Genomic DNA, 26,706 nt, shown 5'->3' on the forward strand with positions numbered 1-26,706 from the left:
CCCGAAGGCCCGCCAAGATGCTGTTCGGCAAGCTCCTCCCCCGCGAAGGCAATTTCTACGAGATGTTCAACCAGCACGCGGGCCGCGTCGTCGAGGCCGCCCATGCCTTCGCGCTGCTGGTGAAGAACTACGACGACGCCGAACTTCGCGAGAAGTACAACCGCGAAGTCGACCACGCCGAACGCGCGGCCGACCGGGTGACGCATGAGGTCAACCGGCTGATCCACAAGACCTTCATCACGCCGATCGACCGGGACCAGATCCACAAGCTGATCAACACCATGGACGACGTGGCCGACCTGCTGCAGGACTCGGCCGAGACCATGGCGCTGTACGACCTGCGGCGCGTCAATGAGGAGATCACGCGCCTGACTGACCTGGCGGTCAAATGCGTCGAGCGTGTGCGCGAAGCCGTCGCGTTGATCGGAAGCCTGGGCGACGCGGCCACGGCGGAAGCGGCGCTCAAGACCTGCGAGGAGATCGACCGGCTGGAGTCCGACTCCGACCGGGTGATGCGCGCGGCGATGAGCAAGCTGTTCCGCGAGGAGCCGGACGTGCGCGAGGTGCTCAAGCTCAAGGCGATCTACGAGCTGCTGGAGACCATCACCGACAAGTGCGAGGACGTCGCGAACGTCATCGAAGGCATCGTGCTCGAGCACTCTTGAAGGGGCGCGGCTGATGGAACCGGTGCAGGCCGCCCTCTGGGTGGTGATCATGCTGGTGGCGCTTGCCCTGGCGTTCGACTTCATGAACGGCTTCCACGATGCGGCGAACTCTATCGCCACCGTCGTGTCCACCGGCGTGCTGCGGCCCACCCAGGCCGTGCTGTTCGCGGCGTTCTTCAACTTCGTCGCGATCTTCATCTTCCAGCTGAGCGTGGCCGCCACGGTGGGCAAGGGCATCGTGGAGCCGGGGGTGGTGGACACGCACGTGGTGTTCGGCGCCTTGCTCGGCGCGATCACCTGGAACGTGATCACCTGGTACTACGGCATCCCCAGCAGCAGCTCGCATGCGCTGATCGGCGGCATCGTCGGTGCGGTGATCGCCAAGGCGGGCGCGGGCTCGCTGATCGCGCCGGGCATCCTCAAGACCGTTCTCTTCATCTTCGTTTCGCCGACGCTGGGATTCCTGCTCGGCTCGCTGATGATGGTGCTGGTCTCGAACGTGTTCCGCCGCGCCACGCCGTCGCGCGTCGACAGCTGGTTCCGCCGCCTGCAGCTGGTCTCGGCCGGCGCCTACAGCCTTGGGCACGGCGGCAACGACGCGCAGAAGACCATCGGCATCATCTGGATGCTGCTGATCTCCACGGGGTACATCGCCAAGGGCGCCGACTCGCCGCCGGGGTGGGTGATCGTGTCCTGTTACGTCGCCATCGGCCTGGGCACCATGTTCGGCGGCTGGCGCATCGTGAAGACGATGGGGCAGAAGATCACCAAGCTCAAGCCCGTCGGCGGCTTCTGCGCGGAGACAGGAGGCGCGCTGACGCTGTTCCTGGCGACGGGGCTGGGGATTCCGGTGTCGACGACGCACACGATCACGGGGGCGATCGTGGGGGTGGGTTCGACTCAGCGGGCCAGCGCGGTGCGGTGGGGGGTTGCCGGGAACATCGTGTGGGCGTGGATCTTCACGATTCCCGCTAGTGCGTTCATGGCGGCGATCGGGTACTGGGTCAGCCTGCAGATCTTCTAAGCGCCGGTCGTTCGCACGGCGTCCGCGCATTCCTGCGCACCCATCGCGACTCGCGTCGCGATCACATGACTAGGTTCCTTTGGGAGATGTGACTCCAGGCCGGAGCATGCCGCTCGCTGGCCGTTCCGGTCGCATTTCCCAACAGGAGCATTCATGAAGGTTCAATCGAGCGTGCGGGCGCGGCTTTGCGGGGTCGCGGTGTTGATGGCGGTGGTGGCGGGGTGTGGGGGAGGCGGGGGCGGCGGGACCCCGGCTCCTGTGCCGCCCGGGCCTGCCCCCGCGCCGCCGCCCACGGAGGTGCGAGGGTGGTCGAAGCCGTTTGGGTCGGCATCGGTGGTGATCGGGCAATCAAGCTTTGACGAAGAGGACCCCCGTGGCGGCCCGGCCACGCCGGTTTTCAATCCGCCCGGCAGATCCGCCGTGACGTCGGACGGCAAGCTCCTGGTCTCGCACGGTGGCAACTCGCTACTCATTTTCGACAACTATGAAGCGATGAACGGACCCGCTGCGGACGCGGAGTTCTCGTTACCCCATGCGGGGCGGGCTCGGACCTTGTGGGACTTCACCGCCCACGGGTCGAAGTTGGTCGCGGCTGCGGACGCCAACGTTCTGATTTACAACGCGGTGCCTAGCGGCAGCGTGGATGCGAATTCTTTCGCAGGCGACGGATTCACTGGCTGCACGCCTTCGCGGCTGGAGGGACGGACCTCCGCCCACTTGACACCGGATGGGCGCCGCTTGATCGTGGCTGATACGTTCAACAACCGCGTTCTTATCTGGAACGGTGTCGATCAAGCAACCGGATCGCTGGGCGCGGCAGACGTCGTACTGGGACAGCAAGGCATGGACCTCTGCGTCGCCAATGATGCGAACGGCGACAGGACCAGCGATGACAATCCGAGTGAGAAAACGTTGTTCCAACCGACTTCCGTGTGGTCGGACGGTGAGCGACTGGTTGTCGCTGACGCCGGCAACAACCGGGTACTGATCTGGAACGACATTGTGCAGGTGGTGAGCTCTCAGGGCGCAAACCATGTCATCGGCCAGCAAGATTTCGTGAGTCGCGCGGAGGTTCCGCCGACCGACATGGCGCTGTCCTACCCGATGGCCGTCGACGTGAGCGCTGCCGGCGAACTGGCCGTGGCGGACACTGGCAACGGCCGGGTCCTGATCTGGCCCGCGATTCCGAACGGTAATGGCCAGCCTGCCAAGTTCGTGGTCGGTAGACCGGATTTCACGCACGCGGAAGCACTACCGCTGAGTGCGAAATCACTCAGCGCGCCCGAGGGAGTTCGATTCCACGGCCGCAACCTGATCGTGAACGACACTGCCAACAATCGCGTGCTGGTCTGGCGCGAATCGGACTGAGATAGCGCCTACGCCTCATTCTTGAGGCGCGCTCCCTAACCCCACAGCGGCCGGCATCCCCGGCCGCTGTTGCATTCGTCCCCGCGTTCCGAAATCTCCGTGGCAGTCAGCCACGTTACAGCGCAGCCGTGACTTCACTCCTTGGGAAGACCTGACTTCAGCCGGAGCATGCGCCGGCTCTTCAGCTTCCATTCTCACAGGAGAAACATGAAAGTTCATGAAACTGCGACCCGGCGGCTCGCCGCAATCGCGCTGGTCTTCAGCACCGTGGCCGCCGGCTGCGGCGATGGTGGCGGCCTGCCGCCCGCGGCGGCGCCCGCACCTGCCCCTGCACCAGTGGCATTCGGTGCCTTCCCCTCGGCCGTGGCCGTGATCGGCCAGGAGGGCTTCGACCAGGTCGCGCCCGACGGCACGCCCGGCACACTGAGCATTCGCCGCGGTGAACCTGCCGTGACCGCCGGCGGCGGGCTGTTCGTCGCGGACTCCGGGACCGGGACACTGAAGGTGTTCAGCCGCCACGACCAGCCGGGCTCCTTCACGGACTACCCGGGCGTGACGCGGGCCCGCAGCGTTTCCATGCAGTCGGGAAGGCTGGTCGTGGTCGACGGGGACACGGTCAGGATCTTCGAGAGCGCGGCACCGGGTGCCCCACAGATCGCGTTCGCCGGCGGGGCCACCGGGTGCAGCACTTCCGGCTTGAACAATCCGACTTCCGCCTTCCTCACGCCGAACGGCCGCCTCGTGGTGGCCGACAGCTCCAATCACCGCGTCCTGATCTGGAACACGGTGGGTTCGGGAGCGCTGGGTGAAGCCCATGTCGTGGTTGGCCAGCGCACGATGACCAGTTGCGTGGCCAACAACGACAACGGAGACACGGATCCCGACCCCGCTCCGACCGCCAGTACGCTGTCCGGCCCCCGGTCCGTGTGGTCCGACGGCACCCGCCTGGTGGTGGCCGACACGGGGAACAACCGCGTCCTCGTCTGGGACAACCTGCCGGCCGGCCATTACCAGCCGGCCACGACCGTCATCGGCCAGAGGAGTCTCAGCGAGGGGCGGCCCCACGCCGGCGATCCGACCCCGTCCTCCATGAGCCTGGCGACCCCCGTCTCGGTCGACGTGAACGACGCCGGCCAGCTGGCCGTGGCGGACGAGCAGAACAACCGGGTGCTGGTGTGGAACCGCATCCCCGCGACGCACGGCCAGCCGGCCGACCAGGTGCTCGGCAAGGCGGGGTTCACTGACGGTGAATCGAGCGCGCCGAGCGCCAGCACACTCTCGGAGCCCGAGGGCGCGCGGTTCCACGGGCGAGACCTGGTCGTCGTCGACACCGGGAACAACCGCGTGATGGTCTGGAGGGGCACGGCGCCGCCTGTGGTGACTCCTCCTTCGGTGCACCCGGCTCCCTCGCTGCCGCCAACCGAGCCACTCATCCCGCCTGGACCCGGCGTAGGTGCGTACTGACCGATCTTTGCCGGCGACGCTGCAGGACGTGCACTACTGCGAGATGCGTCGCCCTTCTTCCACCTGCTGGTTGAAGTACCCCTGAAAGCTGATGGCGATGCTCGCCATCAGCACCCCAGCCCCGATCATCAGCGCCAGCACGATCGCCCAGACCGTTCCCCAGTTCGTCCGACCCGGTTTCGCATCCGGTGACTGCCCCGGATTGAAGCGGCCGTTCCAATCCTCCGGCTTCTTCAGCCCATAGACGATCGCGGTGAGGCAGCACCCCGCGAACGTGAACCCCAGCACCGGCGTGAGCACCCAGCTGAGCGGATCGTTCTGCCCCAGCGACCACATGCGCAGCACACCGTATGCACCGACCAGCGTGGGCACAGGCAGCAGCCATCCCAGCCAATCGCCCGCACCGTGCAGGTAGAAGCGATGCAGCCCGAACGGCCCGCCGAGGAAGGCGAGCCACGCCGCCACCGTCTTGCTTTTCGTCACGGCGATTCGGGCGGCGTGCTGCTGCCTTCGCCCAGGACCTTGTCCATCAGCACCGTGTCCAGCCAGCGGTTGAATTTCCAGCCGCAGTTGGTGATCGTGCCGACGGACGCGAAGCCGAGCGAGCGATGCACGCCGATCGAACCGGCGTTGGCCGAGTCGCCGATCACGGCGATCAGCTTGCGAACGCCCACGGACTCGGCCTGGGCCACCAGTTCCGCCAACAGCTGCTTGCCGACGCCTTTGCCGCAGGCGTCGCGGTGCAGGTAGATCGAGTCCTCCGCCGAAAACCGGTACGCCGGCCGCGGCTTGAACCACTGGCAGTAGGCGTAGCCCAGCACCCGGCCGTCCTGCTCAGCCACGAGGAAGGGCAGGCCCTTGCCGAGCACGTCGGCCCGGCGGCCGGCCATCTCGTGCTCGGTGGGTGGCGTGGTTTCGAAGGTGCCGGTGCCATGCATCACGTGGTGGCCGTAGATGGCGGTGATGGCGGGCAGGTCGGCTTCCGTGCTGGGGCGGATGAGGCTCATCGGGAGGGGCGGGCTATAATCGCGGGCTTTCCAGCGTGTCGCCGGCCGGGTGGCCGATGCGCGTGTCTCGACGCTGGAGGATCTCGGAGCCCGTCGCGCGAAGCGCCGGCTCTCCACCCGAAGGATAAATCATGGTCGTGATCCGACTCTCGCGCGGCGGTGCCAAGAGCCGTCCGTTCTTCAACATCGTCGTCGCCGACAAGCGCGTGCGCCGCGACGGCCGCTTCATCGAGCGCCTGGGCTTCTACAACCCGATCGCCAAGGACAACGAGGAGAGCATCCGCATCGCGCAGGACCGCCTGACCTACTGGCGCGGCGTCGGCGCCCAGGCTTCCCCGACGGTCGAGCGCCTGCTCCAGCAGGCCGCCGCCAAGGCGCCCGCCGCCGCGGCGTAAGCCTCTCGTCGTGATGCTGCCCGGGCTCAGCCGCCGACGGGCCGCCCCTAGGCGGCTGCGGCCCCCTCGGGGGGCAGCGCAGTACACGAAGTGACAAGCGTGGGGGCCCTGGAACAGGCAGAACTGCCGGCTGACGCTGTCGAAGTCGGGCGCATCCACGATGCTTGGGGGATCAAGGGCTGGTTCAAGGTCCTGCCCCACAGCGCTTCCCCGGAAGCGCTTTTTTCTTCCAAGCGCTGGTTCCTGCAACCGCCCGAGAAGGCTGCCAAGCCGGCGTTCTCGGGCACGGTCTTGCTGCGCATCCGCGAGGCGAAGGAGCACGCCGACAGCATCGTCGCCACCGCGCAGGAGGTCGACGACCGCAGCGCGGCCGAGTCGCTTAAAGGCGCGCGGGTCTTCATCCCGCGATCGAGCTTCCCCACCGCTGCCGAAGACGAGTACTACTGGGTCGACCTGCTCGGCCTGCAGGTGGTCAACCGGGAAGGTGTCGTGCTCGGCGAAGTGCGAGACCTCATGGCGACCGGGCCGCAGACGGTGCTGGTCGTGGCTTACGAGGAAGGCGGCAAGCCCGCCGAGCGCATGATCCCCTTCGTCTCCGCGTACGTGGACGCAGTCGATTTGCCGGGCCGGCGCATCACGGTGGACTGGCAGCCCGACTACTGACGTGCCACGGATCGCCATGCGCTTCGACGTCCTCACCCTGTTCCCCGAGCTGTTCGGCCCCTTCCTCGAGAGCGGCGTCACGCGCCGCGCCTACGAATCGAAGCAGGTCGACGTGCGCCTGTGGAACCCGCGCGACCACGCCGAAGGCAATTACCGCCGGGTCGACGATCGCCCGTTCGGCGGCGGCCCGGGCATGGTGATGCTCGCGGAGCCGCTGGCGCGCTGCGTGGCGGCGGCGAAGGCGGACCGGAACGACGCCGCGCCCGTGGTGCTGTTCTCGCCGACTGGCGCCAGGCTGGACCATGCGGCAGTGGAGCAGTGGTCCGCCAGCGAAGGCGCGATCCTGCTGTGCGGACGATACGAAGGCGTCGACCAGCGTTTCATCGACAGCCACGTGAACGTGCAGCTGAGCCTCGGCGATTTCGTGCTCTCGGGCGGCGAGGTCGCGGCGATGGCGCTGCTGGACGCGGTCGCCCGCCTGCAGCCCGGAGTGCTGAACGAAGCCGGCAGCCACGAAGCCGACAGCTTCAACCCCGGGATCGACGGCCTGCTGGACTGTCCGCACTACACCCGCCCGGACGACTGGCAGGGCCGCCGCGTGCCGCCCGAGCTGCTGTCCGGCCACCACGTCCAGATCGAGCGCTGGCGTCGCGAACGCCGCCTGGAGGCCACCGCCCGCCTGCGGCCGGACCTGCTTTCCGCCGCTCGCGCTGCCGGGCGCCTGACGCCCGCAGACGAGGCCTTCCTGGCTTCGCTGGCGCGGCCGGACGCCGCCGGGCTATAATCTTCGGCTTTCCGATCCTCTGCCCGGCCGCCCCCGGCTGGATGCTCCAGCCCTCCAGGAACGGGGCCATTTGCGTAGCGCGGGCATGATCGAGTGGAACCACCATGAACCTGATCCAGACCCTCGAGCAAGAGGAAATCGCCCGCCTGGGCAAGAAGATCCCCGAGTTCGCCCCCGGCGACACGGTGATCGTGAGCGTCAGCGTCGTCGAAGGCAACCGCAAGCGCGTGCAGGCCTACGAGGGCGTCGTCATCGCCAAGCGCAACCGGGGCCTGAACAGCGGCTTCACCGTGCGCAAGATCTCCAGCGGAGAAGGCGTCGAGCGGACCTTCCAGACCTACAGCCCGCTGATCGCCGGCATCGAGGTCAAGCGGCGCGGCGACGTGCGCCGCGCCAAGCTGTACTACCTGCGCGAGCGCAGCGGCAAGTCGGCCCGCATCAAGGAAAAGCTGGCCCACGGCACCCGCGCGGCCGCCGAGTAAACCCCTCCCGCCCGCGACGAGCCGCCGCCGCCCGCCCAGGGTCGCGGCGGTTTTTCATTCCTCCATGCCCATCGATCCCGTCCCGCCGCTGCCGCCCGAGTTCGTGCCGCTGTCGAAGCTGCCCCACTTCGACCCGCGCGCCGTGCCCGTGATCGGCATCGACTCGCACCTGCCGCCGGTGCGGCCGGAGGCGATGTCGCCCGACTCGATCCGCGAGAAATTCCGCGCCCCGCCGGCCTGGGCGCCGGAGATCTGGGCCGAGAAGCGCTTCACCGACCGCCAGCCCGCGCAGGCTTCGGTGCTGGTGCCGATCGTGCTGCGCAGGGAGCCGACGGTGCTGCTCACCGAGCGCACCACGCACCTGTCCACCCATTCGGGGCAGGTGGCCTTTCCCGGCGGCAAGCGCGACGAGACGGACCGCGACGCCGCGCACACCGCGCTGCGCGAGGCGCAGGAGGAGATCGGCCTGCACGAACGGCACGTGGAGGTGCTGGGCGAAATGCCCACCTACACGACGGGCACCCTCTTCATCGTCACGCCGGTCGTCGCGCTGGTGCAGCCGGACGCCAGGCTGGAACTCAATGCGCACGAGGTCGCGGACGCCTTCGAGGTGCCCCTCAAGTTCCTCATGAACCCCGCCCACCACCGCCGCCATGTCTTCGACGTGATGGGCAACCGGCGCGAATGGTTGTCGATGCCCTACATGGACGGCGCCACGGAGCGCTTCATCTGGGGTGCGACGGCCGCGATGTTGCGCAATTTCTACCGGTTCCTCTCGGCGTAAGCGCCGGCGCCGGGTGCGCCCGTATCATCGCCGCATGTCTTTTTTCGCCATCCTGTTCGCCCTGCTCCTCGAGCAGGTGCGGCCGCTGGCGCGCCACAACCCGATCCACGGCGCCCTGCGAAGCTGGGCGCGTTGGGCCAGCCGCAATTTCGACGCCGGCAAGCCGCACCACGGCTGGATCGCATGGGCCGTTGCGACCGTGGGGCCCGCGATCGCGGCGCTGGCGATCCACTGGGCGCTGTTGCTCGGGGTGGGCTGGCCGGCGGCCGTCGCGTGGAGCATCGCGGTCCTGTATGTCACGCTGGGCTTCCGGCAGTTCAGCCACCACTTCACCGCGATCCGCGATGCGCTCGATGCCGGCGACGAGGACCGTGCGCGCGAGCTGCTCGCTCAGTGGCAGCAGGTCGATGCCGCCGAACTGCCCCGGCGCGAGATCGTGCGCCACGTCATCGAGTATTCGGTGCTGGCCGCGCACCGCCACGTGTTCGGCGTGCTCACCTGGTTCGCGGTGCTCGCCGCTTTCGGCTTCGGCCCGGCCGGTGCCGTGCTGTACCGGATGGCCGAATTCGTCACGCGCTACTGGCGGCACCGCAGCCGCCTTCAGCCGCAGTCCGTGAGCGAGGCGCTGCAATCGGCGTCGGCCCGGGCCTGGGCCGTGATCGACTGGCTGCCCGCGCGCATCACCGCGCTGGCATTCGCAGTCGTCGGCAGCTTCGAGGAAGCGATCGACTGCTGGCGGCACCACGCCCAGCGCTTCCCCAACGACAACGACGGCGTCGTGCTGGCCGCGACTTCCGGAGCGGTGAACGTGCGCCTGGGCGGCGAAGCCCTGCGTGCATTCGTTCCGAACAGCAGCCAGTCGTTCAGCGCCGCTTCCGTCGCCATGGAGGAGCCGGGCAGCGAAAGCACGCCCGGCCGCGAGGCCGAACCGGCTCACCTTCGCAGCATCGTCGGCCTGGTCTGGCGTTCGGTGGTGCTTTACATGGTGCTGCTGGCGCTGCTGACGCTGGCCAACCTGATCGGCTGAAGCGCTCGCCCTCAATAGCGGGGCGGCTGGCTCAATTCCTCGAACAGGTCGCAATAGATCCGGTAGCGGTTGGCCGTGACCGGATGCTCGCATTGCGCGTGCGCCGCGGCGGAGATCACCGCGCAGCCCGGCTCGTGCCGGTGCGTGCAGTTGTAGAAGCGGCACTGGCCCAGGTGCGGCTTCAGGTCCCGCATCAGGCCGGCCAGGTGCGCGGGCTCCAGGTGATAGAGCCCGAATTCCTGGAATCCCGGCGAGTCGATCAGCGCCGTGGTGCGCGCTTCGTCCACCCAGTACCAGGTCGTGCTCGTCGTCGTGTGCTTGCCCGAGCTGAGCGCGCGCGAGATCTCCCCCGTCTGCGCCGCGGCGCCGGGCACCAGCAGGTTGATCAGCGTGCTCTTGCCCGCGCCGGAGGGACCGAGCACCAGCGTCGTCTTCCCCTTCAGGTGCACCATCAGGTGCTCGCGGTCGACGTCGCCTGACAGCCGCAGCGACAAGGGCAGCACGCCATAGCCCATCTGCTGGTAAGGCAGCAGCCGTTCCCAGGCGCGCTCGAATGGCTCGACGAGGTCGCTCTTGTTCAACGCGATCAACGGCGTGATGCGCTCGGCCTCGGCGGCGATCAGCGCGCGGGCGAGCTGGTGCTCGGAGAATTCGGGCTCGGCCGCGATCAGCACCAGCACCTGGTCCAGGTTGGCCGCGAACGACTTGATCCGGATCTCGTCCTGCCGGTAGAACAGGTTGCGGCGCGGCTCCACTTTCTCGATCGTGCCTTCGTCGTGCGTCTGCTGCCACTGCACGCGGTCGCCGACCACGGCACGGGCCTTCTTGCCACGCGGATGGCAGATGCGGCGGGCGCCGCCGGGGGATTCGACCAGCACGTGGCGGCCGAAGCTCGCCACCACCAGCCCCGGCGAGAGCCCCTCGCGATCAGCCAAGGCGCGCGTCCATCGTCAGGCCAGCAGCGCATCCACCCGGGTGGCGCAATCGAAGTCCGTGTCCGACAGCCCCTGCACGTCGTGCGTGGAGAAGCGCACCACGCAGCGGTTGTAGTGCACCGACAGGTCGGGATGGTGGTCCTGCGTGTGGGCGATGAAGGCCACCGCGTTCACGAAGGCGATCGTCTCGTGGTAGTTGGCGAAGGTGTAGGTGCGCTCGATCGCCACGTCGGCGCCATCGCCCGTCAGCTTCCAATCGGCCAGTGCGCCGAGCCGCGTGACCACCTCGGTGGGCGACAGCGCGCGGCGCGCCTGCCCCGACCAGTCCCTGACCTTGAGCATCGATCCCATCATGCACCTCCGATGGCAGCCATCCTCGCCAGGCGCTCCGACGCGGGCGGATGCGAGTAGTAGAACTTGACGAACAGCGGATCCGGCGTGAGCGTCGAGGCGTTGTCCTCGTACAGCTTCAACAGCGCGCTGCGAAGGTCGTCCCGGCCGGTCTGCGCGACCGCGAACGCGTCGGCCTGGAACTCGTGGCGGCGCGACAGCTGCGCCATCAGCGGCGAGACAAAGAACGAGAACAGCGGCGCCGCCAGCATGAACAGCAGGAGCGCCAGCGCATCGTTCGGGCCCATCATGTTGGGCGTCACGCCCAGCCCCGTGAAGAACCACGGCTGGCGGGACAGGTAGCCCAGCAGCGCGAACCCCGCGAGGCTGAACGCGAAGAGGCCCACGATGCGCTTGATGATGTGCTTGTGGCGGAAGTGGCCGAGTTCGTGCGCCAGCACCGCGTCGACCTCGCCCGGCGACAGGCGGGCCAGCAGGGTGTCAAAGAACACCACGCGCTTTGCGGCGCCGAACCCGGTGAAATAGGCGTTGGCATGCGCGCTGCGGCGGCTGCCGTCCATCACGAACAGGCCCTTGGCCGCGAAGCCGCAGCGTTGCATGAGCGCGGTGACGCGGGCCTTCAGCGTCTCGTCTTCCAGCGGCTTGAACTTGTTGAACAACGGCGCGATGACGGTGGGGTAGAGCACCAGCAGGAGCAGGTTGAAGGCCATCCACGCGGCCCAGCCGTAGAGCCACCACAGCGAGCCCGCTGCACCCATCAGCCACAGGATGAACCAGGCGATCGGCAGGCCGATCAGGGCGCCGAGCAGCAGACCTTTCATCGCGTCGGTGAGCCAGAGGCGCCACGTCGTCTTGTTGAAGCCGAAGCGCTCCTCGACCACGAAGGTGTTGTAGAGCGTGAAGGGCAGGTCAAGCAGCCCGCCGATGACGGCGAACGAGGCCAGCAGCGCCAGCTGCTGCGTCATGCCGGGGCCGAGCGCCTCCAGCAGAGCCTGGTTGAGCGCATCGAGCCCGCCGAGCAGCGTCCAGCCCAGCAGCACGGCCGCGCCGAAGGCCGTCTCGAGCAGCCCGAGGCGCGACTTCGTGACCGTGTAGTCGGCCGCCTTCTGGTGCGCCGCCAGGGGCACCGTGCCCACGAAATCGGCCGGAACTTCATCGCGATGCCGCGCCACATGGCGGATCTGGCGGGAGGACAGCCAGAACTTCACTCCCAGTCCGGCCAGCAGGGCTGCGGCAAACACCAATGTCCACAGGTACGAAGCACTCATGCCGACGAGTTTAGCCCTCCCGGTGCGGCAGGGGCCTTCGGCGACAATGCCGCGATGGCTGAATCGACCCCCGGCGCAGGCACCGCGAGCCTCGAGAAGAACGACCAGAACCTGGTGTGGCTCGACTGTGAAATGACGGGCCTGGATCCTGAAGTCGACCGCATCATCGAGATCGCCGTCGTGGTCACCGGACCGGGCCTGGAGCCGCGGATCGAAGGCCCGGTGTTCGCGATCCACCAGACCGACGAGCAGCTGGACAGGATGGACGCCTGGAACAAGGGCACGCACGGCCGCAGCGGGCTGATCGAGCGCGTGAAGGCCTCCACGGTCACCGAAGGCCAGGCCGAGGACGCGCTGCTCGAATTCCTGGCCCGCTACGTGCCCAAGGGCTCCTCGCCGATGTGCGGCAACACCATCGGGCAGGACCGGCGCTTCCTGGTGAAATACATGCCGCGGCTGGAAGCCTTCTTCCACTACCGCAACCTCGACGTGAGCACGCTCAAGGAACTGGCCCGCCGGTGGCGCCCCGAGGTGTACAACAGCTTCAAGAAGCAGCAGGCGCACACCGCGCTCGCCGACGTGAACGAATCCATCGAGGAACTCGCCCACTACCGCGAGCACTTCCTCCGCATGGGGGAATAGAGGCGCGCACCCAACCCGCAAATCCCGACTGTGGGACAATTGCGGTTCTCGCGGCGCAGTTCGTGCCGCAATCCCCGCATCCGACCTTCATGCACAGGCCCGCCGACAGGGCCACCCGCGCAAAGCCGCGGGACGTCGTTGATGGTTGCATGTCCCTTTGACCATTGACGACGGCTGGGCCGCACAGGCCTCGCCGCATGAAAGCTTCATGACCGACACGTTCGACGTGCAGGGCGACTTCGCGCCTGCGCAAACCTCTTCCGACGACTCCATCACCGTGGCGGCGCCGCCGAACGGGTTCGCCCGCCTGGGCCTCGCGCCCGAGCTGATCCAGGCCATCGAGGACCTCGGCTTCTCCCAGCCCACCGCTGTGCAGGAAGAGGCGATCCCGCGCGCGCTGCCTTCGGGCGACGAGGGCGATGCCGCCTTCATCGACCTGATGGTGTCCAGCCAGACCGGCAGCGGCAAGACCGCGGCCTTCCTGCTGCCCGTGCTGCATACGCTTCTCGACCTGCAGCGCCAGGCCGACGAGCAGGAGCGCGCCGAGCACCAGCGGCTGGCCGACGAGGCCGCTGCCCGCGGCGAGGCGCCGCCGAAGCGCAAGCGCCGCAATCCGACGGATCCGCGCCACTTCAAGGCCGCCGCGCCCGGCGCGCTGATCCTGTGCCCCACGCGGGAGCTGGCCCAGCAGGTGGCGCATGACGCCATCGACCTGGTCAAGCACTGCAAGGGCCTGCGCATCGCCAATGTGGTGGGCGGCATGCCGTACCAGATGCAGATCGCGCGGCTGCAGAACGCCAACCTGGTGGTGGCCACGCCCGGCCGGCTGCTGGACCTGCAGCGCTCGCACCAGATCAAGCTGGACCAGGTGCGCTTCCTCGTCGTGGACGAGGCCGACCGGATGCTGGACCTGGGCTTCGCCGACGACCTGGCGGAGATCCACCAGCAGACGGCGCAGCGCCACCAGACCATGATGTTCAGCGCCACGCTCGCGCCGCGCATCCAGCAGCTGGCCGCGCGCGTGATGCGCCAGCCGCAGAAGATCCAGATCGACTCGCCGCAGGAGCGCCACGCCAATATCAAGCAGGTGTTGTTCTGGGCCGACCACCCGCAGCACAAGCGCGCGCTGCTGGACCACTGGCTGCGTGACAGCTCGATCGACCAGGCCATCGTGTTCGCCTCGACGCAGATCGAGTGCGACGGCCTGGCGGCCGACCTGCAGCAATCCGGCTTCGCTGCCGTGGCGCTGCACGGTGCGCTCAGCCAGGGCCTGCGCAACCGCCGCCTCGGCGCGCTGCGCAACGGCCAGGTGCAGATCCTGGTGGCCACGGACGTTGCGGCTCGCGGCATCGATGTCCCGACCATCACGCACGTCTTCAACTACGGCCTGCCGATGAAGAGCGAGGACTACACGCACCGCATCGGCCGCACCGGCCGCGCGGGTCGCGACGGCCTGGCGGTGACGTTCGCGGAGTACCGCGACCGCTTCCGCATCTTCGACATCGAGGCGTTCACCAAGCAGCCGTTCACGGCCGAGGTGGTGCCGGGCCTGGAGCCGCAGCAGCGTGCGCCGCGCGCACCGCAGCCGGGCTTCGGCGGCAAGGGTCGCGGCGGTCCCGGTCCGCGCGGCGGACGGCCGGCTCAGGGCCGCAGCAACGGTGGCGGCGAGTACGGCCGCAAGCCCGGTTTCGGCGACTTCGGGGGCGGCGATCGCCGCCGCGAGGCATCGCCCTGGGAGAAGCCGGCGCAGGGCTTCGCCAAGCCGGCCCGGCCCGGCAACGGCGGCAAGGTGTTCGTGGCGCGCGACGCCAAGAAGCGGGCGTACAAGCCGGCGAACTGATCCGCCTTCACCCTTCGTCCCCGTGTTGGCGCGGGGACCTGAAAAGCGGCCGCAAGGCCGCTTTTTTTTTCGTCAGGCGTGATGCACGACGTGCCGGCCGATTTCCGGCCAGCGGCTGTGCACGAACAGCCACGCGAACAGGCCCACGCACATCATCAGCAGCGACGCGACCGCCAGTGCTTGCGTCGAGTGCATCACCAGCGGCGCGATGACGCCCGCCACGATGCCGTTCGCGGTGGAGCCGATCACCGCCTGGAGCGACGAGGCCAGGCCGCGCCGGTCCGGGTTGATGTCAAGCACCAGCAGCGTGACCACCGGCACCATGAGCGACCAGCCGAAACCGAACACCGCGATCGGCAGCAGCGCCCACCACGTCTGCGCCGTGAACAGCAGGTTCGCGGCCACGTTGGCCAGCGACACCGCCAGCATCACGACGAACCCGTACTTGATCTGGTTCTTCGGCGCGATTCGGCCGGCCAGCCTTCCGCTGGTCCAGGCGCCGCCCATGATCCCGGCGATGGTGAGCACGAAGAACCAGAAGAACTCGGTGGGCGCCAGCTTCAGGTGCGTGCCGAGGAACTCCGGCGCCGCCAGCACGTACAGGAACATGCCGTTGAACGGCACGCCGCTGGCCAGTGCCAGCAGCAGGAAGCGCGCGCTCGACGCCATCTGCCAGTAGCCCTGCAGCAGGTTGCGCACGTTGAACGGCTGCCGGTGCGTCTGGTGCAGCGTCTCGGGCAGCAGGCGGAAGTTGGCCAGCCACAGCGCGGCGCCCACCGCCGTCAGGAACCAGAAGATCGAGTGCCAGTCGGCGTGCACGAACAGCCAACCGCCGATGATCGGCGCCACCGCGGGCGCGACGCCGAAGTAGATGGTGACCTGGCTCATCACCTTCTGCGCCTGAGCGGGCGGGAACATGTCGCGGATCACCGCGCGAGAGACCACGATGCCCGCGCCCGTGGACAGGCCCTGCAATCCGCGGAAGAACACCAGCTGCCCGATGGTCTGCGACAGCGCGCAACCCGCGGACGCGACGGTGAACACCGCGATGCCCCACAGCACGACCGGCCGGCGGCCGAAGCTGTCGGCCAGCGCGCCATGGAACAGGTTCATGAAGGCGAACCCGAACAGGTAGGCCGACAGCGTCTGCTGCATCTGCACCGGCGTGGCGCCGATGGCCTGCGCAATGCCGGAGAACGCCGGGATGTAGGTGTCGATCGAGAACGGGCCGAGCATGCCCAGCAGCGCCAGCAGCACGGCCAGCGCCCAGCGCGGCGCGCGCCACAGTTGTGCGGCGTCCGGGTTCAACGCGACGCGTCCCGGTCCGCAGCGCCCTGGGAGTGCACCGGCATCGGTTACTTCGACGCCTCGGCGTGGTACTTCGTGACTCGCTCCACCTCGTTCTTCGACCCCAGGATGACGCTCACCCGCTCGTGCAGCTTCTTGGGCTGGATGTCCAGGATGCGCTGGCGCCCGTTCGTCGCGGCGCCCCCGGCCTGCTCGACGAGCCAGCCCATCGGATTGGCCTCGTACATCAGCCGCAGCTTGCCGGGCTTCTCAGGCTCCCGCTTGTCCCACGGGTACATGAAGATCCCGCCGCGCGTGAGGATGCGGTGCACGTCGGCGACCATGGAAGCCACCCACCGCATGTTGAAGTCCTTCCCGCGCGGGCCTTCCTTGCCGGCCAGGCATTCGTCGATGTAGCGCTTCACCGGGGCGTCCCAGTGGCGCATGTTGCTCATGTTGATCGCGAATTCCTTCGTGTCCTCGGGAATGCGGAGGTCCTCCTGCGTCAGGAAGAACGAGCCCTGCTCGCGGTCCAGCGTGAACATCGCCACGCCGTCGCCGACGGTGAGCACCAGGGTCGTCTGCGGCCCGTAGACGCAGTAGCCGGCCGCCACCTGGTGGTGGCCGCACTGCAGGAAATCGGCTTCGTCGACGCCGCGGTCGTCCTCGGGCATCTTCAGCACGCTGAAGATGGTGCCGATGCTGACGTTGACGTCGATGTTGGACGAGCCGTCCAGCGGATCGAACAGCAGCAGGTACTCGCCCTTGGGGAAACGGTTGGGCACGACGTAGATGCCTTCCATTTCCTCGCTGGCCATGCCGGCGAGATGACCGCCCCATTCGTTGGCCTCGATCAGCACCTCGTTGGCGATGATGTCCAGCTTCTTCTGCACCTCGCCCTGCACGTTGCCCGTCCCGGCCGAGCCGAGCACGTCGCCGAGGGCGCCCTTGTTCACGGCATGGCTGATGCGCTTGCAGGCGCGCGCCACCACTTCGATCAGCAGGCGCAGCTGCCCCGGGATGTGCCCGTGCGTGCGTTGCTGTTCGACGAGGTAGCGGGTCAGTGAGATGTTGCTCATTCGCTTTTTTCCTCAGTCGGCGAGCGCGCGGGTGACGACCTCGCGCACGTCATTGGACAGATCCGGCTTGCCGGCCACGCGGGCGATGGCTTCGCGGGCGGCGCCGCGCATCGGCTCGGCCAGCTTGCGCCAGCGGTCCAGCGCGCGCGCGAGGCGCGACGCCACCTGCGGATTGATCGCATCCAGTTCCATGACGCGGTCGCTCCAGAACACGTAGCCCGCGGCATCCGCGCGGTGGAAGGCGCCCGGGTTCGCGCTGCAATAGCTGAAGATCAGGCTGCGCGCGCGGTTCGGGTTGCGGATGTTGAAGTCCGGGTGCTGCATCAGCTGGCGCACCGCCGGCAGGATGTTGCCGCCGCGGTCGGGCGCGCCGGCCTGCAGCGAGAACCACTTGTCCAGCACCAGCGGCTCGTCCTTGAACATGCAGTGGAACTTGTCCAGCGCGGACCGGGCCAGGTCCTGGCCGCTGACCACCAGCGCCGACAGCGCATTGAAGCGGTCGGTCATGTTCGAAGCGTCCTTGAAACGCTGGTAGGCCTTGCCGGGCCACACCCCGTCGCCCGACGAGCGCGCGGCGATGCACAGGTGCGTGAGGGCCAGTCCGGCCAGCGCGCGGCGGCCGGACGACACGGGATCGGGCCGGTACGCGCCGTTGTCCTTGTGATGCTCATAGGCCCAGGCCCAGTCGTCCTGCAGCGCGGTGGCCATCTGCTCGCGCATCGATTCGCGCACGGCATGCACACGCTGCGGGTCCACGACGTCGAGCTGTTCGGCGATGTAGGTCTCCGCGGGCAGCGTGAGCACCAGTTCCTTGAAGGCGGCATCCAGCGTGCGATGGCGCAGGATGCTGCGCATCGCGCCGATGAAGGCGTTGTCCAGGACGATCTCGCCGCTGCCATGGATCGCGGCGAGCGCCCGGTTGACGGCGAGCCGTTGCCCGGCCTCCCAGCGGTTGAACGGGTCGGTGTCGTGCTCCAGCAAGGCGAGCAGCTGCTCGTCGGTGTAGTCGAAGTCCAGGATCACCGGCGCGGAGAAGCCGCGCAGCAGCGAGGGCACGGCGCCCGCCGGCGCGCCCGGGATCGTGAGCGTTTCGCTGGCCTGCGTGAGCACGTGCATGCCGCTGGCGACCTCGCGCCCGTCGGGCCCGATCAGGCCCCACGCGATCGGGATCACGAATGGTTCCTTGGCCGGCTGCCCGGGGGAGGGCGGGCAGCTTTGCGACAGCGAAAGTTCGTACTGGCCCGTGACCGCGTCCCAGTGGGCGCCGGCCTTCACGCGCGGCGTGCCGGCCTGGCTGTACCAGCGCTTGAACTGCGGCAGCAGTTCATGCAGCCGCGACTGCGGATTGGCGTCCGCGATCGCCTGCGCGAAGTCCTCGCACGTGACCGCCTGGCCGTCGTGGCGCTGGAAGTACAGCGTCATGCCGCGCGCGAAGCCTTCGCGGCCCACCAGCGTCTGCATCATGCGCACGACCTCGGCGCCCTTCTCGTAGATCGTGACCGTGTAGAAGTTGTTGATCTCGAGGTACTGGTCGGGGCGCACCGGGTGCGCCATCGGGCCGGCGTCCTCCGGGAACTGCGCGGTGCGCAGCACGCGCACGTCCTCGATGCGCTTGACCGCGCGGGCCGAGGCTTCGCCCGCCAGGTCCTGGCTGAATTCCTGGTCGCGGAAGACCGTCAGGCCTTCCTTGAGCGACAGCTGGAACCAGTCGCGGCAGGTGATGCGGTTGCCGGTCCAGTTGTGGAAGTACTCGTGGCCGACCACCGATTCGATGTTGGAGAAGTCCGTGTCCGTGGCCGTGGCCTGGTTGGCCAGAACGTACTTCGTGTTGAAGATGTTCAGGCCCTTGTTCTCCATCGCGCCCATGTTGAAGTCGCTGGTCGCGACGATCATGAAGCGCTCCAGGTCCAGCGCCAGGCCGAAGCGCGCCTCGTCCCAGGCCACCGACGCCATCAGCGAGTTCATCGCGTGTTCGGTCTTGTCCAGGTCACCGGGGCGCACGTACACCTGCAGCAGGTGTTCCTTGCCGTTGCGCGTGGCGATCTTCTGCTCGCGCGCGACCAGCTGGCCGGCCACCAGCGCGAACAGGTAGCAGGGCTTGCGGAACGGGTCGACCCAGCGCGCATAGTGGCGGCCTTCGTCCAGGTCGCCGTGGTCCACCAGGTTGCCGTTGGACAGCAGCACGGGGTACTTCTGCTTGTCCGCGCGCAGCGTCACCGTGTAGCTGGCCATCACGTCGGGCCGGTCCAGGAAGTAGGTGATGCGCCGGAAGCCCTCGGCCTCGCACTGCGTGAAGAACGAGTCGTTGCTCACGTACAGGCCCATGAGCTTGGTGTTCTTGGCCGGCGAGCAGGTGGTGAAGATCTCCAGCTCGAAGGGCTCGTAACCCTCGGGCAGGTTCTCCAGCACGAGGCGCGAGCCTTCCATGCGGAACGAGGTGCCCTGGCCGTTGACCATCACGCGCGCCAGGTTCAGCTCGTCGCCATCGAGCTTGAGCGGCTGCTGCGGCACGTCGGGATTGCGCCGCAGCTTCATGCGATTGAGCACGCGGGTCTTGGCCGGGTCGAGGTCGAAGCACAGTTCGACGGTGTCGATCCAGAAGGGCGGGGGCTGGTAGTCGGCGCGGTAGATCACCGCGCTCTGTCCTTCGCGCATCATGTTCTTTCCTTAGACGCCCTGCTTGAGCGAGGCTTCGATGAACGGATCGAGGTCGCCGTCCAGGACTTTCTGGGTGTTGGAGATTTCGACGTTGGTGCGCAGGTCCTTGATGCGGCTCTGGTCCAGCACGTAGCTGCGGATCTGGTGTCCCCAGCCCACGTCGGTCTTGGTGTCCTCGAGCTTCTGCTGCTCTTCCATCCGCTTGCGCATCTCGTGGTCGTACAGGCGCGAGCGCAGCCGCTGCCAGGCCACGTCGCGGTTGCTGTGCTGGCTTCGGCTGTCCTGGCACTGGACCACGATGCCGGTGGGCACGTGCGTCAGGCGTACCGCCGAATCGGTCTTGTTGATGTGCTGTCCGCCGGCGCCCGAGGCCCGGAAGGTGTCCACGCGCACGTCGGCCGGGTTGATGTTGATCTCCACCGAGTCGTCGATCTCGGGGTAGACGAACACGCTGGCGAAGCTGGTGTGGCGCCCGCCCGCGGAGTCGAAGGGCGACTTGCGCACCAAGCGGTGCACACCGGTCTCGGTGCGCAACAGGCCGTAGGCGTAATCGCCTTCGACCTTGATCGTGGCGCTCTTGATGCCTGCCACGTCGCCGGCCGTCTCGTCCTCGACGTTGGCCTTGAAGCCCTTGCGCTCGGCGTACTTGAGGTACTGGCGCAGCAGCATGCCGGCCCAGTCGCACGCCTCGGTGCCGCCGGCGCCGGCCTGGATGTCCAGGAAGGCGTTCATCGGGTCGGCCGGCTTGTCGAACATGCGCCGGAACTCCAGGTCCTCGACGATCTTCGTGAGCTTCGCCGTCTCGGCCTCGATGTGGGCCAGGCCCGCCTGGTCGCCTTCCTCCTTGCTCATTTCATAGAGCTCGAGGTTGTCGGACAGCTCGCGGTCGAGGTCGTGCAGCACGAGCACGATGCCGTCCAGCTGCTTCTTTTCCTTGCCCAGCTCCTGGGCCTTCTTCGGATCGTTCCAGACCGCGGGATCTTCCAGCGCGGCGTTGACGGTCCTCAGGCGCTCGGACTTGGCATCGAAGTCAAAGATACCTCCGGAGATCGGCCGTCCTGCCCTGCAGGTCCGAGAGGGTCGTGCCGATGAGGTTGATGCGTTCTGCGTCCATGGTTCTCGTGTGCTTCCAAAACCATGGATTTTGGCACGCGACCCTGCTCGAGGAGCCGCGCGCCGGCCGGGCCGGCGTGTGGATCAGCGCCCCGGGCCGGCCAGGTAGGACTGCGCGCGGCGGTTGCCCGCGCTGGCGGCGCGCTCGAACCAGGTCAGGGCCTGCTTCTGGTCCGGCCTGACCGTGGCGCCTTCGAAGAACGCGACGCCCAGGAAGTAGCTCATTTCCGAGCGGCCGTGGCGGATGCCTTCTTCGGTGGCCTTGCCCGAACGCTTGACGATGGCCGGGATGTCGCCGCGGCCGGCGGCATAGGCCTGCATCTGTTCGACGGTGGTCGCGAAGAAGCGATCGCGCATCTGCGAGGCGGCGGCCTTGTCGGGCGCGGTGGCGATCAGTTCGTCCGCCAGGATGGGCAGCGCCTCGAAAGGCGTCATGCCGCCCTTCATCCGCGGCGAATACCAGGCGCGCAGCATGACGCGGTCCAGCGGCATCAGGCTGTCGACCTTCCAGGGGAAGTAGCTCAGCACCGTCTTGCCTGCGGGGTGGCCGCGCACGCCCATCAGGTGCATGGCCTCGTGGTAGGCACAGCGCCAGGCGTCCTTGCTGCGCATCTGGATGGTAGCGGTGTCGACCTTGGCTTCGCTGCGGAAGTCCAGGTAGGTCACGCAGGGCTGGTTGTCCTCCAGCGCGGTGTCGGGCGTGATCTCGACGGTGAGGTTGGCGAATTCGCCCGGCTGATCCGTGACGTCGATCAGGCGCACGCCTGTCTCGGCCGTCACGTCCCGAAGGGCCTTCAACACGTAGTCACGATGGCGCGGCAGTTCGACACCCGTCATGCGCATGCGAATGTCGTTTTCCCACCTCACGATGCGGGTGGGCGTGCCGCTTTGGTGCCACAGCACTTCCCAGAGTGTGGCGAGTCCCTGCTCCGTCTCATCCGTGGCGAGCGCAGTACAGGGCGAGAGAATCGCTGCGAGACACAGCGACCAGAACTTCCTGCTCATCCGAGTCACCTCAACTTTGGCGACAGTCTATGAGTAGGAGACCTCCTACGGCAAGCTGAGTCCGGTGTCCGACGGACAAGTCCTACAAATGTGGATTTTTTGCACTCGCTGAGGCAGACACGCATCAGCTTGCGTGCTAGGGCAAGCTCTGCCGTTGAGAGCCGTGGCGGGGCAGCGGTTCAGCTGCCGATGAACTCTTCGATCAGAGCCGCCAGCTGCTGAGGCTGGTCGTGGTGAAGCATGTGCCCGGCGTCGTCGACGCGGGCCTGCCTCAGCTGTGGCACGGCCTTGAGCCGTTCATGGAACTCGGCCAGCGTGAACTTGCCCTGCCACCACTGGCCGAGGCTGTCGTCGCTCGCTTCGACCGACAGCACCGGGCTGGTGATGCGCCCGTACAACTCCAGCACCTCGTCCACCCGGAACAGCTGGGCGTTGGTGATCTTGTGGGCGGCATCGCCCAGGATGCGCCAGCGGCCGTCGTCGTCCTGTTGCGCCCAGTGGCGCGCCAGCCAGTCCGCCTTGTCCTGCGACAGCCGGCGGTTGGTCTTCATCAGGCGCCGCGCCACGCCGTCCACCGTGTCGTACGACTTCAGATCCATCTCGCCCCGGTGGAACGCCTTGAGTTCGTCCATCCACCGCGCATAGCGGCCGGGCGCCTGCGACGGCCGCGTGGCCGGCATGCCGAAGCCTTCCAGGTTCACGAGGCGGCGGATTCGCTGCGGGCGCGCGCCGGTGTAGAGCATCGCGACATTGCCGCCCATGCTGTGGCCCACCAGATCGACGGGTCGGTCGCCGGCATAGTGGTCGAGCAGGAAGTCGAGGTCCGCCAGGTAGTCGGGGAACCAGTAGTTGTCCGCGCCGGGCGATTGCGTGAGGCCATAGCCGCGCCAGTCCGGCGCGATGACGTAGTGGTCGCGCGAGAACGCATCGACCACGAACTGCCAGGAAGCGGCGACGTCCATCCAGCCGTGGACCATCACGAGCGGCGCCTTGTCCGCAGCCGGCTCGCCCCAGATGCGCACGTGGTAGCGCAGCTGGCGGATCGGGACAAACTCGCTGCGCGACGTTCTGCGGGGTTGGTACATTGCGCCGAATCATAGGAGGCAGGCCGATGCCCGTCAGTCAAGGCAGGGACAAGGGGGACAACGCGCCGCGAGCGGCGGACCACTGGGCGCGGATGCACGGCGAGTTCCGCTGGGCGGTGCCGGAGCGCTTCAACATCGCGCAGGCGTGCTGCACGCGCTGGGCGCAGGCGCCGGACGGCGCGACGCGCGTCGCGATCCGCGCGCACGGAGTGGGGCGCGAGGCGGGCCAGCTCACCTTCGCCGCGCTGCAGGCCCAGGCCGACCGCCTGAGCAACGTGCTGGCGTCGCTCGGCGTGAAGCGCGGCGACCGTGTCGCGCTCGTGATGCCGCAGCGGTTCGAAACCGCGATCGCCTACATCGCCATCTTCCAGATTGGCGCGGTGGCGATGCCGCTGTCGATGCTGTTCGGCCCCGAAGCGCTCGAATACCGCCTGCAGGACAGCGAAGCCGTGGTCGCCCTGTGCGACGAGAGCTCGATCGCCAACCTGCTCGCGGTGCGCCGCAACTGCGCCGGATTGCGCACTGTCGTCGGCGTCGGCGCCGCGGCGCTGCAGGCCGACCTGGACTGGGGCGTGGAGCTGGCCAAGCAGGCGCCTCGCTTCACCGCCGTCAAGACCAAGGCGGACGAAGGCGCGGTGCTGATCTACACCAGCGGCACGACCGGGCCGCCGAAGGGGGCGTTGATCCCGCACCGGGCACTGATCGGAAACCTGCCGGGGTTCGTGTGCAGCCAGAACTGGTTCGGGTTCAGCCCTCAGCCCGGGAGCGAATCCAATGCCGTCTTCTGGTCGCCCGCCGATTGGGCCTGGACCGGAGGCCTGATGGATGCATTACTGCCATCTCTCTACTTCGGCCGCCCCATCGTCGCCTACAACGGCCGCTTCAATCCCGAAGTCGCCTTCGCGCTGATGCAGGAGCACGGCGTCACGCACAGCTTCCTCTTCCCGACCGCGCTCAAGGCCATGATGAAGGCCTTCCCCGAACCCGCCCGCCAGTACCGCCTGAAGCTGCAAGCCATCATGAGCGCCGGCGAAGCGGTGGGTGACGCGGTGTTCGCCTACTGCCGCGACCAGCTCGGCGTGGTGGTCAACGAGATGTTCGGCCAGACCGAGATCAACTACGTCGTCGGCAACTGCAGCATGAATGGCCGCACGGACGGCGGCGTGGGCTGGCCCGCGCGAGCCGGCAGCATGGGCCGGCCCTATCCCGGCCACCGCGTCGCGGTGATCGACGACGACGGCAAGGAATGCCCGCCCGGTGTGCCCGGCGACGTCGCAGTGAACCGCTACGACGTGAACGGGGCCCCGGACCCGATCTTCTTCCTCGGCTACTGGCGCAACGACGGCGCCACGCGGCGCAAGTACACGGGCGACTGGTGCCGGACCGGCGACCTGGCGACGCGGGACGAGGACGGCTACCTCTGGTACCAGGGCCGCGCCGACGACGTGTTCAAGGCGGCCGGCTACCGCATCGGGCCCAGCGAGATCGAGAACTGCCTGGTCAAGCATCCGGCGGTGGCGAACGCCGCCGTCGTGCCCAAGCCCGACCCGGAGCGCGGCGCGCTGGTCAAGGCCTACGTCGTGCTCGCGCCCGGCCACAACGGTGGCGACGCGCTCGTGGCCGAACTGCAGCAGCACGTGAAGGGCAAGCTTGCGCCGTACGAGTACCCGAAAGAGATCGAGTTCATCGAGGCCCTGCCGATGACCACCACGGGCAAGGTGCAGCGCCGCGTGCTGCGGCTGCGGGAAGAAGAAAAAGCGCGCAGCGCGTAGACACCAGAACAGCCGTACGCAGATGGCGCAGAAAGCGCGGAAATCGATCGATGAATTCTTCTGCGCTTTCTGCGCTCTTTCCGCGTTCTCTGCGTACGGCTGTTCGCCCCGCTACTCATATCGCACCTGGCACCCATCGCACCAGAAGCTGCGCCGCTGCGTCAGGCCGAGATGCCCCTTGTGGAAGGGGATGTCGCAGCGCGGGCAGGTGCGCTTGGTGTGCGCCAGCCAGTGCTTGCGCAGCACGTACGCTTTCTTCCACTCCAGGAAATCGAAGCTGTACTGCCGCGCCTCTTTCACCAGCGCGCGCAGCTGCGCAGGCGGCAGCGCGCCGACGCGCGAGAGCGGGTGCACGCGGATGCGGAACAGCACCTCGTTCTTGATGATGTTGCCGACGCCCGAAAAGATAGACTGATCCAGCAGCGCATCGCAGGCCAGCGTGTCGGGGTGCGCGATCAGCCGCTTGCGCGCGAGCTTCGGGTCCCACTGGTCCGACATCACGTCGGCGGACCAGTCGTACAGCAGGTCCAGCGGCTCTTCGACCAGCCGCGCCGCGCAGCTGTAGAAGTTGAGCTCGCGCCCGCCGGCGAAGCCCAGGCCGATGCGCAGCGGCTTGTCGGGCTTGCGCTCGTCGATGCACCAGCTGCCGAACATCAGCAGGTGGATCCGGAGCGAGACGGTGGCGGTCTCCAGCAGGAAGTGCTTGCCCCAGGTGCGCACCGCCTGCACGACGCGGCCGCGCAGGCGATCGACCTCGATGCGCGTGTTGCCTTCCACCCGCAGGATGCGCCGCCCTTCGAAGACCTGCGCCTTGTCGCGCAGGATGACGAGCGAAGGGCCTTCGGGCATGGCGTGCGGTCGCGGCGGCGGACAAGGGGAGTTGGTTTATTCTGCGCAGCTCCCTTCTGCGGGGGCTGTCCGCCCCGATGCCTGTTCCATGTCATCCATGAACCTCGTTGCGCTCGGCGCGAGCGACCTTCGCGTCACACCCGTCTGCCTCGGCACGATGACATTCGGCGAGCAGGTCGCCGAAGCGGATGCGCACGCCATCCTCGATCGCGCGGTGGAACGCGGGGTCAACTTCATCGACACCGCGGAGATGTATTCCTTCCCGACGCGCAAGGAAACCTACGGCGGTACGGAGGCGCTCATCGGCCGGTGGCTGCGCAAGAACCCTTCGGTGCGCGGGAAGGTGGTCATCGCGACCAAGGTCGCGGGGCCGTCGCGCGGCATGCCCTGGGTACGCGAGGGCCTGGGCATGACCGGCGCCGACATCGTGGCCTCCTGCGAGGGGTCGCTGCGGCGGCTGCAGACCGACGTGATCGACCTCTACCAGATCCACTGGCCCGAGCGCAGCGTGCCCGCCTTCGGAGCGATGTACTACGACCCGTCCACCGAACGATCGAAGACGCCGATCCTCGAACAGCTGCAGGCGCTCGACGGCCTGGTGCGGCAGGGCAAGGTGCGCCACATCGGGCTGTCGAACGAGACGCCCTACGGCGTCCACGAGTTCGTGCGTCTTGCCGAGCAGCATGGGCTTGCGCGAATCGCGACGGTGCAGAACGCGTACTGCCTGCTCAACCGCGGCGTCGAGAACGGACTGGATGAAACGATGCACCGGCTGCGCGTATCGCTGCTGGCGTACTCACCCCTCGCCATGGGCCTGCTCACCGGCAAGTACGACCAGGGTGGCCTCACGGGCGAGCAGGTGCCCGCCGAGGCCCGCCTGAAGAAGTTCGACGAAGTGCGGCAGAGGCGGTGGGGCCGGCCCGAGGCACTGGCCGGCGCCCGTCGCTACAACGCGCTCGCCCGCCAGCACGGCCTCACGCCCACCCGCATGGCCCTGGCCTTCTGCTACACGAAGTGGCAAGTGGCCAGCACGATCATCGGCGTCACGTCCCTTGCCCAGCTCGACGAGAACCTGGATGCGTGGGGCACGACGCTTCCCGCCGAACTGCTCGCGGAATGCGACCGCATCCGCTGGGAGTTGCGGGACCCGGCCGTCTGA

The 26,706-nt window shown here is 67.9% G+C and carries 26 protein-coding genes; 14 read left to right on the top strand and 12 right to left on the bottom strand.

Going from position 1 to position 26,706, the window contains the following annotated elements; all coding sequences use genetic code 11:
• The first annotated feature begins 17 nt into the window (after positions 1-17).
• From EZ313_RS04265 to EZ313_RS04280, 4 genes are all read left to right on the top strand, one after another.
• Positions 18-665 carry a DUF47 domain-containing protein gene (locus EZ313_RS04265; protein WP_135261960.1) on the top strand — a complete coding sequence of 216 codons (648 nt, stop codon included), beginning with the start codon at positions 18-20 and terminating at the stop codon, positions 663-665.
• Between the two features lie 13 nt (positions 666-678).
• Positions 679-1,689: an inorganic phosphate transporter gene (locus EZ313_RS04270; RefSeq protein ID WP_135261961.1), complete on the top strand. Its 1,011-nt coding sequence runs from the start codon at positions 679-681 to the stop codon at positions 1,687-1,689.
• 153 nt (positions 1,690-1,842) lie between these two features.
• Entirely contained in the window at positions 1,843-3,057 is a 1,215-nt protein-coding gene (locus EZ313_RS04275; protein ID WP_135261962.1) for an NHL repeat-containing protein, read from the top strand.
• 207 nt (positions 3,058-3,264) lie between these two features.
• A complete protein-coding gene (locus EZ313_RS04280) occupies positions 3,265-4,521 on the top strand; it encodes an NHL repeat-containing protein (RefSeq protein ID WP_167772495.1) in 1,257 nt (418 codons plus the stop codon).
• A 33-nt stretch (positions 4,522-4,554) separates the two neighbouring features.
• Here the strand turns inward: EZ313_RS04280 and EZ313_RS04285 are convergent, their stop codons facing one another.
• Together EZ313_RS04285 and EZ313_RS04290 are read right to left on the bottom strand one after the other, a co-directional pair.
• Positions 4,555-5,004: an NINE protein gene (locus tag EZ313_RS04285; protein ID WP_135261964.1), complete on the bottom strand. Its 450-nt coding sequence runs from the start codon at positions 5,002-5,004 to the stop codon at positions 4,555-4,557.
• Positions 5,001-5,528 carry a GNAT family N-acetyltransferase gene (locus EZ313_RS04290; protein ID WP_135261965.1) on the bottom strand — a complete coding sequence of 176 codons (528 nt, stop codon included), beginning with the start codon at positions 5,526-5,528 and terminating at the stop codon, positions 5,001-5,003. The genes EZ313_RS04285 and EZ313_RS04290 overlap by 4 nt, the downstream gene beginning before the upstream one ends.
• A 131-nt stretch (positions 5,529-5,659) precedes the next feature.
• Here EZ313_RS04290 and rpsP point away from each other — a divergent pair, with 131 nt between their 5' ends.
• The 6 genes from rpsP (at position 5,660) to EZ313_RS04320 (ending at position 9,663) form a co-directional block, all read left to right on the top strand.
• A complete protein-coding gene (rpsP, locus tag EZ313_RS04295) occupies positions 5,660-5,923 on the top strand; it encodes a 30S ribosomal protein S16 (protein WP_135261966.1) in 264 nt (87 codons plus the stop codon).
• A 90-nt stretch (positions 5,924-6,013) separates the two neighbouring features.
• Positions 6,014-6,586: a ribosome maturation factor RimM gene (rimM, locus tag EZ313_RS04300; protein WP_135261967.1), complete on the top strand. Its 573-nt coding sequence runs from the start codon at positions 6,014-6,016 to the stop codon at positions 6,584-6,586.
• A 16-nt stretch (positions 6,587-6,602) separates the two neighbouring features.
• Complete coding sequence (gene trmD, locus EZ313_RS04305; RefSeq protein ID WP_135261968.1) at positions 6,603-7,370, top strand: tRNA (guanosine(37)-N1)-methyltransferase TrmD; 768 nt, start codon at positions 6,603-6,605, stop codon at positions 7,368-7,370.
• Between the two features lie 104 nt (positions 7,371-7,474).
• Positions 7,475-7,852: a 50S ribosomal protein L19 gene (rplS, locus tag EZ313_RS04310; protein WP_135261969.1), complete on the top strand. Its 378-nt coding sequence runs from the start codon at positions 7,475-7,477 to the stop codon at positions 7,850-7,852.
• A 64-nt stretch (positions 7,853-7,916) separates the two neighbouring features.
• Positions 7,917-8,636 (top strand): CoA pyrophosphatase, encoded by a 720-nt coding sequence (locus EZ313_RS04315; RefSeq protein WP_135261970.1) that lies wholly within the window; start codon positions 7,917-7,919, stop codon positions 8,634-8,636.
• Positions 8,637-8,670: 34 nt separating this feature from the next.
• Positions 8,671-9,663, top strand: coding sequence for a CobD/CbiB family protein (locus EZ313_RS04320; RefSeq protein WP_135261971.1), 993 nt, complete (start codon positions 8,671-8,673; stop codon positions 9,661-9,663).
• Between the two features lie 11 nt (positions 9,664-9,674).
• On the opposite strand, the gene rsgA is transcribed toward EZ313_RS04320, so the two are convergent.
• Genes rsgA through EZ313_RS04335 form a run of 3 tightly spaced genes read right to left on the bottom strand, consistent with a single transcriptional unit; the run spans position 9,675 to position 12,217 of the window.
• A complete protein-coding gene (rsgA, locus tag EZ313_RS04325; RefSeq protein ID WP_135261972.1) occupies positions 9,675-10,598 on the bottom strand; it encodes a ribosome small subunit-dependent GTPase A in 924 nt (307 codons plus the stop codon).
• A 15-nt stretch (positions 10,599-10,613) separates the two neighbouring features.
• Entirely contained in the window at positions 10,614-10,949 is a 336-nt protein-coding gene (locus EZ313_RS04330; protein ID WP_135261973.1) for a 4a-hydroxytetrahydrobiopterin dehydratase, read from the bottom strand.
• Positions 10,949-12,217 (bottom strand): M48 family metallopeptidase, encoded by a 1,269-nt coding sequence (locus EZ313_RS04335; protein ID WP_135261974.1) that lies wholly within the window; start codon positions 12,215-12,217, stop codon positions 10,949-10,951. The genes EZ313_RS04330 and EZ313_RS04335 overlap by 1 nt, the downstream gene beginning before the upstream one ends.
• 54 nt (positions 12,218-12,271) lie before the next feature.
• Here EZ313_RS04335 and orn point away from each other — a divergent pair, with 54 nt between their 5' ends.
• Positions 12,272-12,859, top strand: a complete 588-nt coding sequence (gene orn / locus EZ313_RS04340; RefSeq protein WP_135261975.1) for an oligoribonuclease — start codon at positions 12,272-12,274, stop codon at positions 12,857-12,859.
• Positions 12,860-13,067: 208 nt separating this feature from the next.
• Entirely contained in the window at positions 13,068-14,699 is a 1,632-nt protein-coding gene (locus tag EZ313_RS04345) for a DEAD/DEAH box helicase (protein WP_135261976.1), read from the top strand.
• Positions 14,700-14,771: 72 nt separating this feature from the next.
• Here EZ313_RS04345 and EZ313_RS04350 read toward each other — a convergent pair whose 3' ends face one another.
• From EZ313_RS04350 to EZ313_RS04375, 6 genes are all read right to left on the bottom strand, one after another.
• Positions 14,772-16,007: a multidrug effflux MFS transporter gene (locus EZ313_RS04350; protein ID WP_135261977.1), complete on the bottom strand. Its 1,236-nt coding sequence runs from the start codon at positions 16,005-16,007 to the stop codon at positions 14,772-14,774.
• 47 nt (positions 16,008-16,054) lie between these two features.
• Positions 16,055-17,065, bottom strand: coding sequence for a class 1 fructose-bisphosphatase (locus EZ313_RS04355; protein ID WP_135261978.1), 1,011 nt, complete (start codon positions 17,063-17,065; stop codon positions 16,055-16,057).
• Positions 17,066-17,077: 12 nt separating this feature from the next.
• The gene (gene pepN, locus EZ313_RS04360; protein ID WP_135263566.1) at positions 17,078-19,720 is read right to left on the bottom strand and encodes an aminopeptidase N; all 2,643 of its coding nucleotides are present in this window, start codon (positions 19,718-19,720) and stop codon (positions 17,078-17,080) included.
• A gap of 12 nt (positions 19,721-19,732) precedes the next feature.
• A protein-coding gene (gene prfB / locus EZ313_RS04365; RefSeq protein WP_135261979.1) for a peptide chain release factor 2 occupies positions 19,733-20,837 on the bottom strand; the annotation gives its coding sequence in 2 pieces (ribosomal slippage) (positions 19,733-20,755 and positions 20,757-20,837; 1,104 coding nt in all).
• A gap of 83 nt (positions 20,838-20,920) precedes the next feature.
• The gene (locus tag EZ313_RS04370; RefSeq protein WP_135261980.1) at positions 20,921-21,841 is read right to left on the bottom strand and encodes an SEL1-like repeat protein; all 921 of its coding nucleotides are present in this window, start codon (positions 21,839-21,841) and stop codon (positions 20,921-20,923) included.
• Positions 21,842-22,020: 179 nt separating this feature from the next.
• Complete coding sequence (locus EZ313_RS04375) at positions 22,021-22,926, bottom strand: alpha/beta fold hydrolase (RefSeq protein ID WP_135261981.1); 906 nt, start codon at positions 22,924-22,926, stop codon at positions 22,021-22,023.
• 26 nt (positions 22,927-22,952) lie between these two features.
• Between EZ313_RS04375 and EZ313_RS04380 the strand changes: the two genes are divergently transcribed.
• A complete protein-coding gene (locus EZ313_RS04380; RefSeq protein ID WP_135261982.1) occupies positions 22,953-24,698 on the top strand; it encodes an acetate--CoA ligase in 1,746 nt (581 codons plus the stop codon).
• 111 nt (positions 24,699-24,809) lie between these two features.
• Here the strand turns inward: EZ313_RS04380 and EZ313_RS04385 are convergent, their stop codons facing one another.
• A complete protein-coding gene (locus tag EZ313_RS04385) occupies positions 24,810-25,547 on the bottom strand; it encodes a DNA-formamidopyrimidine glycosylase family protein (RefSeq protein WP_135261983.1) in 738 nt (245 codons plus the stop codon).
• A gap of 97 nt (positions 25,548-25,644) precedes the next feature.
• On the opposite strand from EZ313_RS04385, the gene EZ313_RS04390 reads away from it, so the two are divergent.
• Positions 25,645-26,706: an aldo/keto reductase gene (locus EZ313_RS04390; protein WP_135261984.1), complete on the top strand. Its 1,062-nt coding sequence runs from the start codon at positions 25,645-25,647 to the stop codon at positions 26,704-26,706.

It is taken from the genome of Ramlibacter henchirensis (genome assembly GCF_004682015.1).
GTDB lineage: Bacteria > Pseudomonadota > Gammaproteobacteria > Burkholderiales > Burkholderiaceae_C > Ramlibacter > Ramlibacter henchirensis.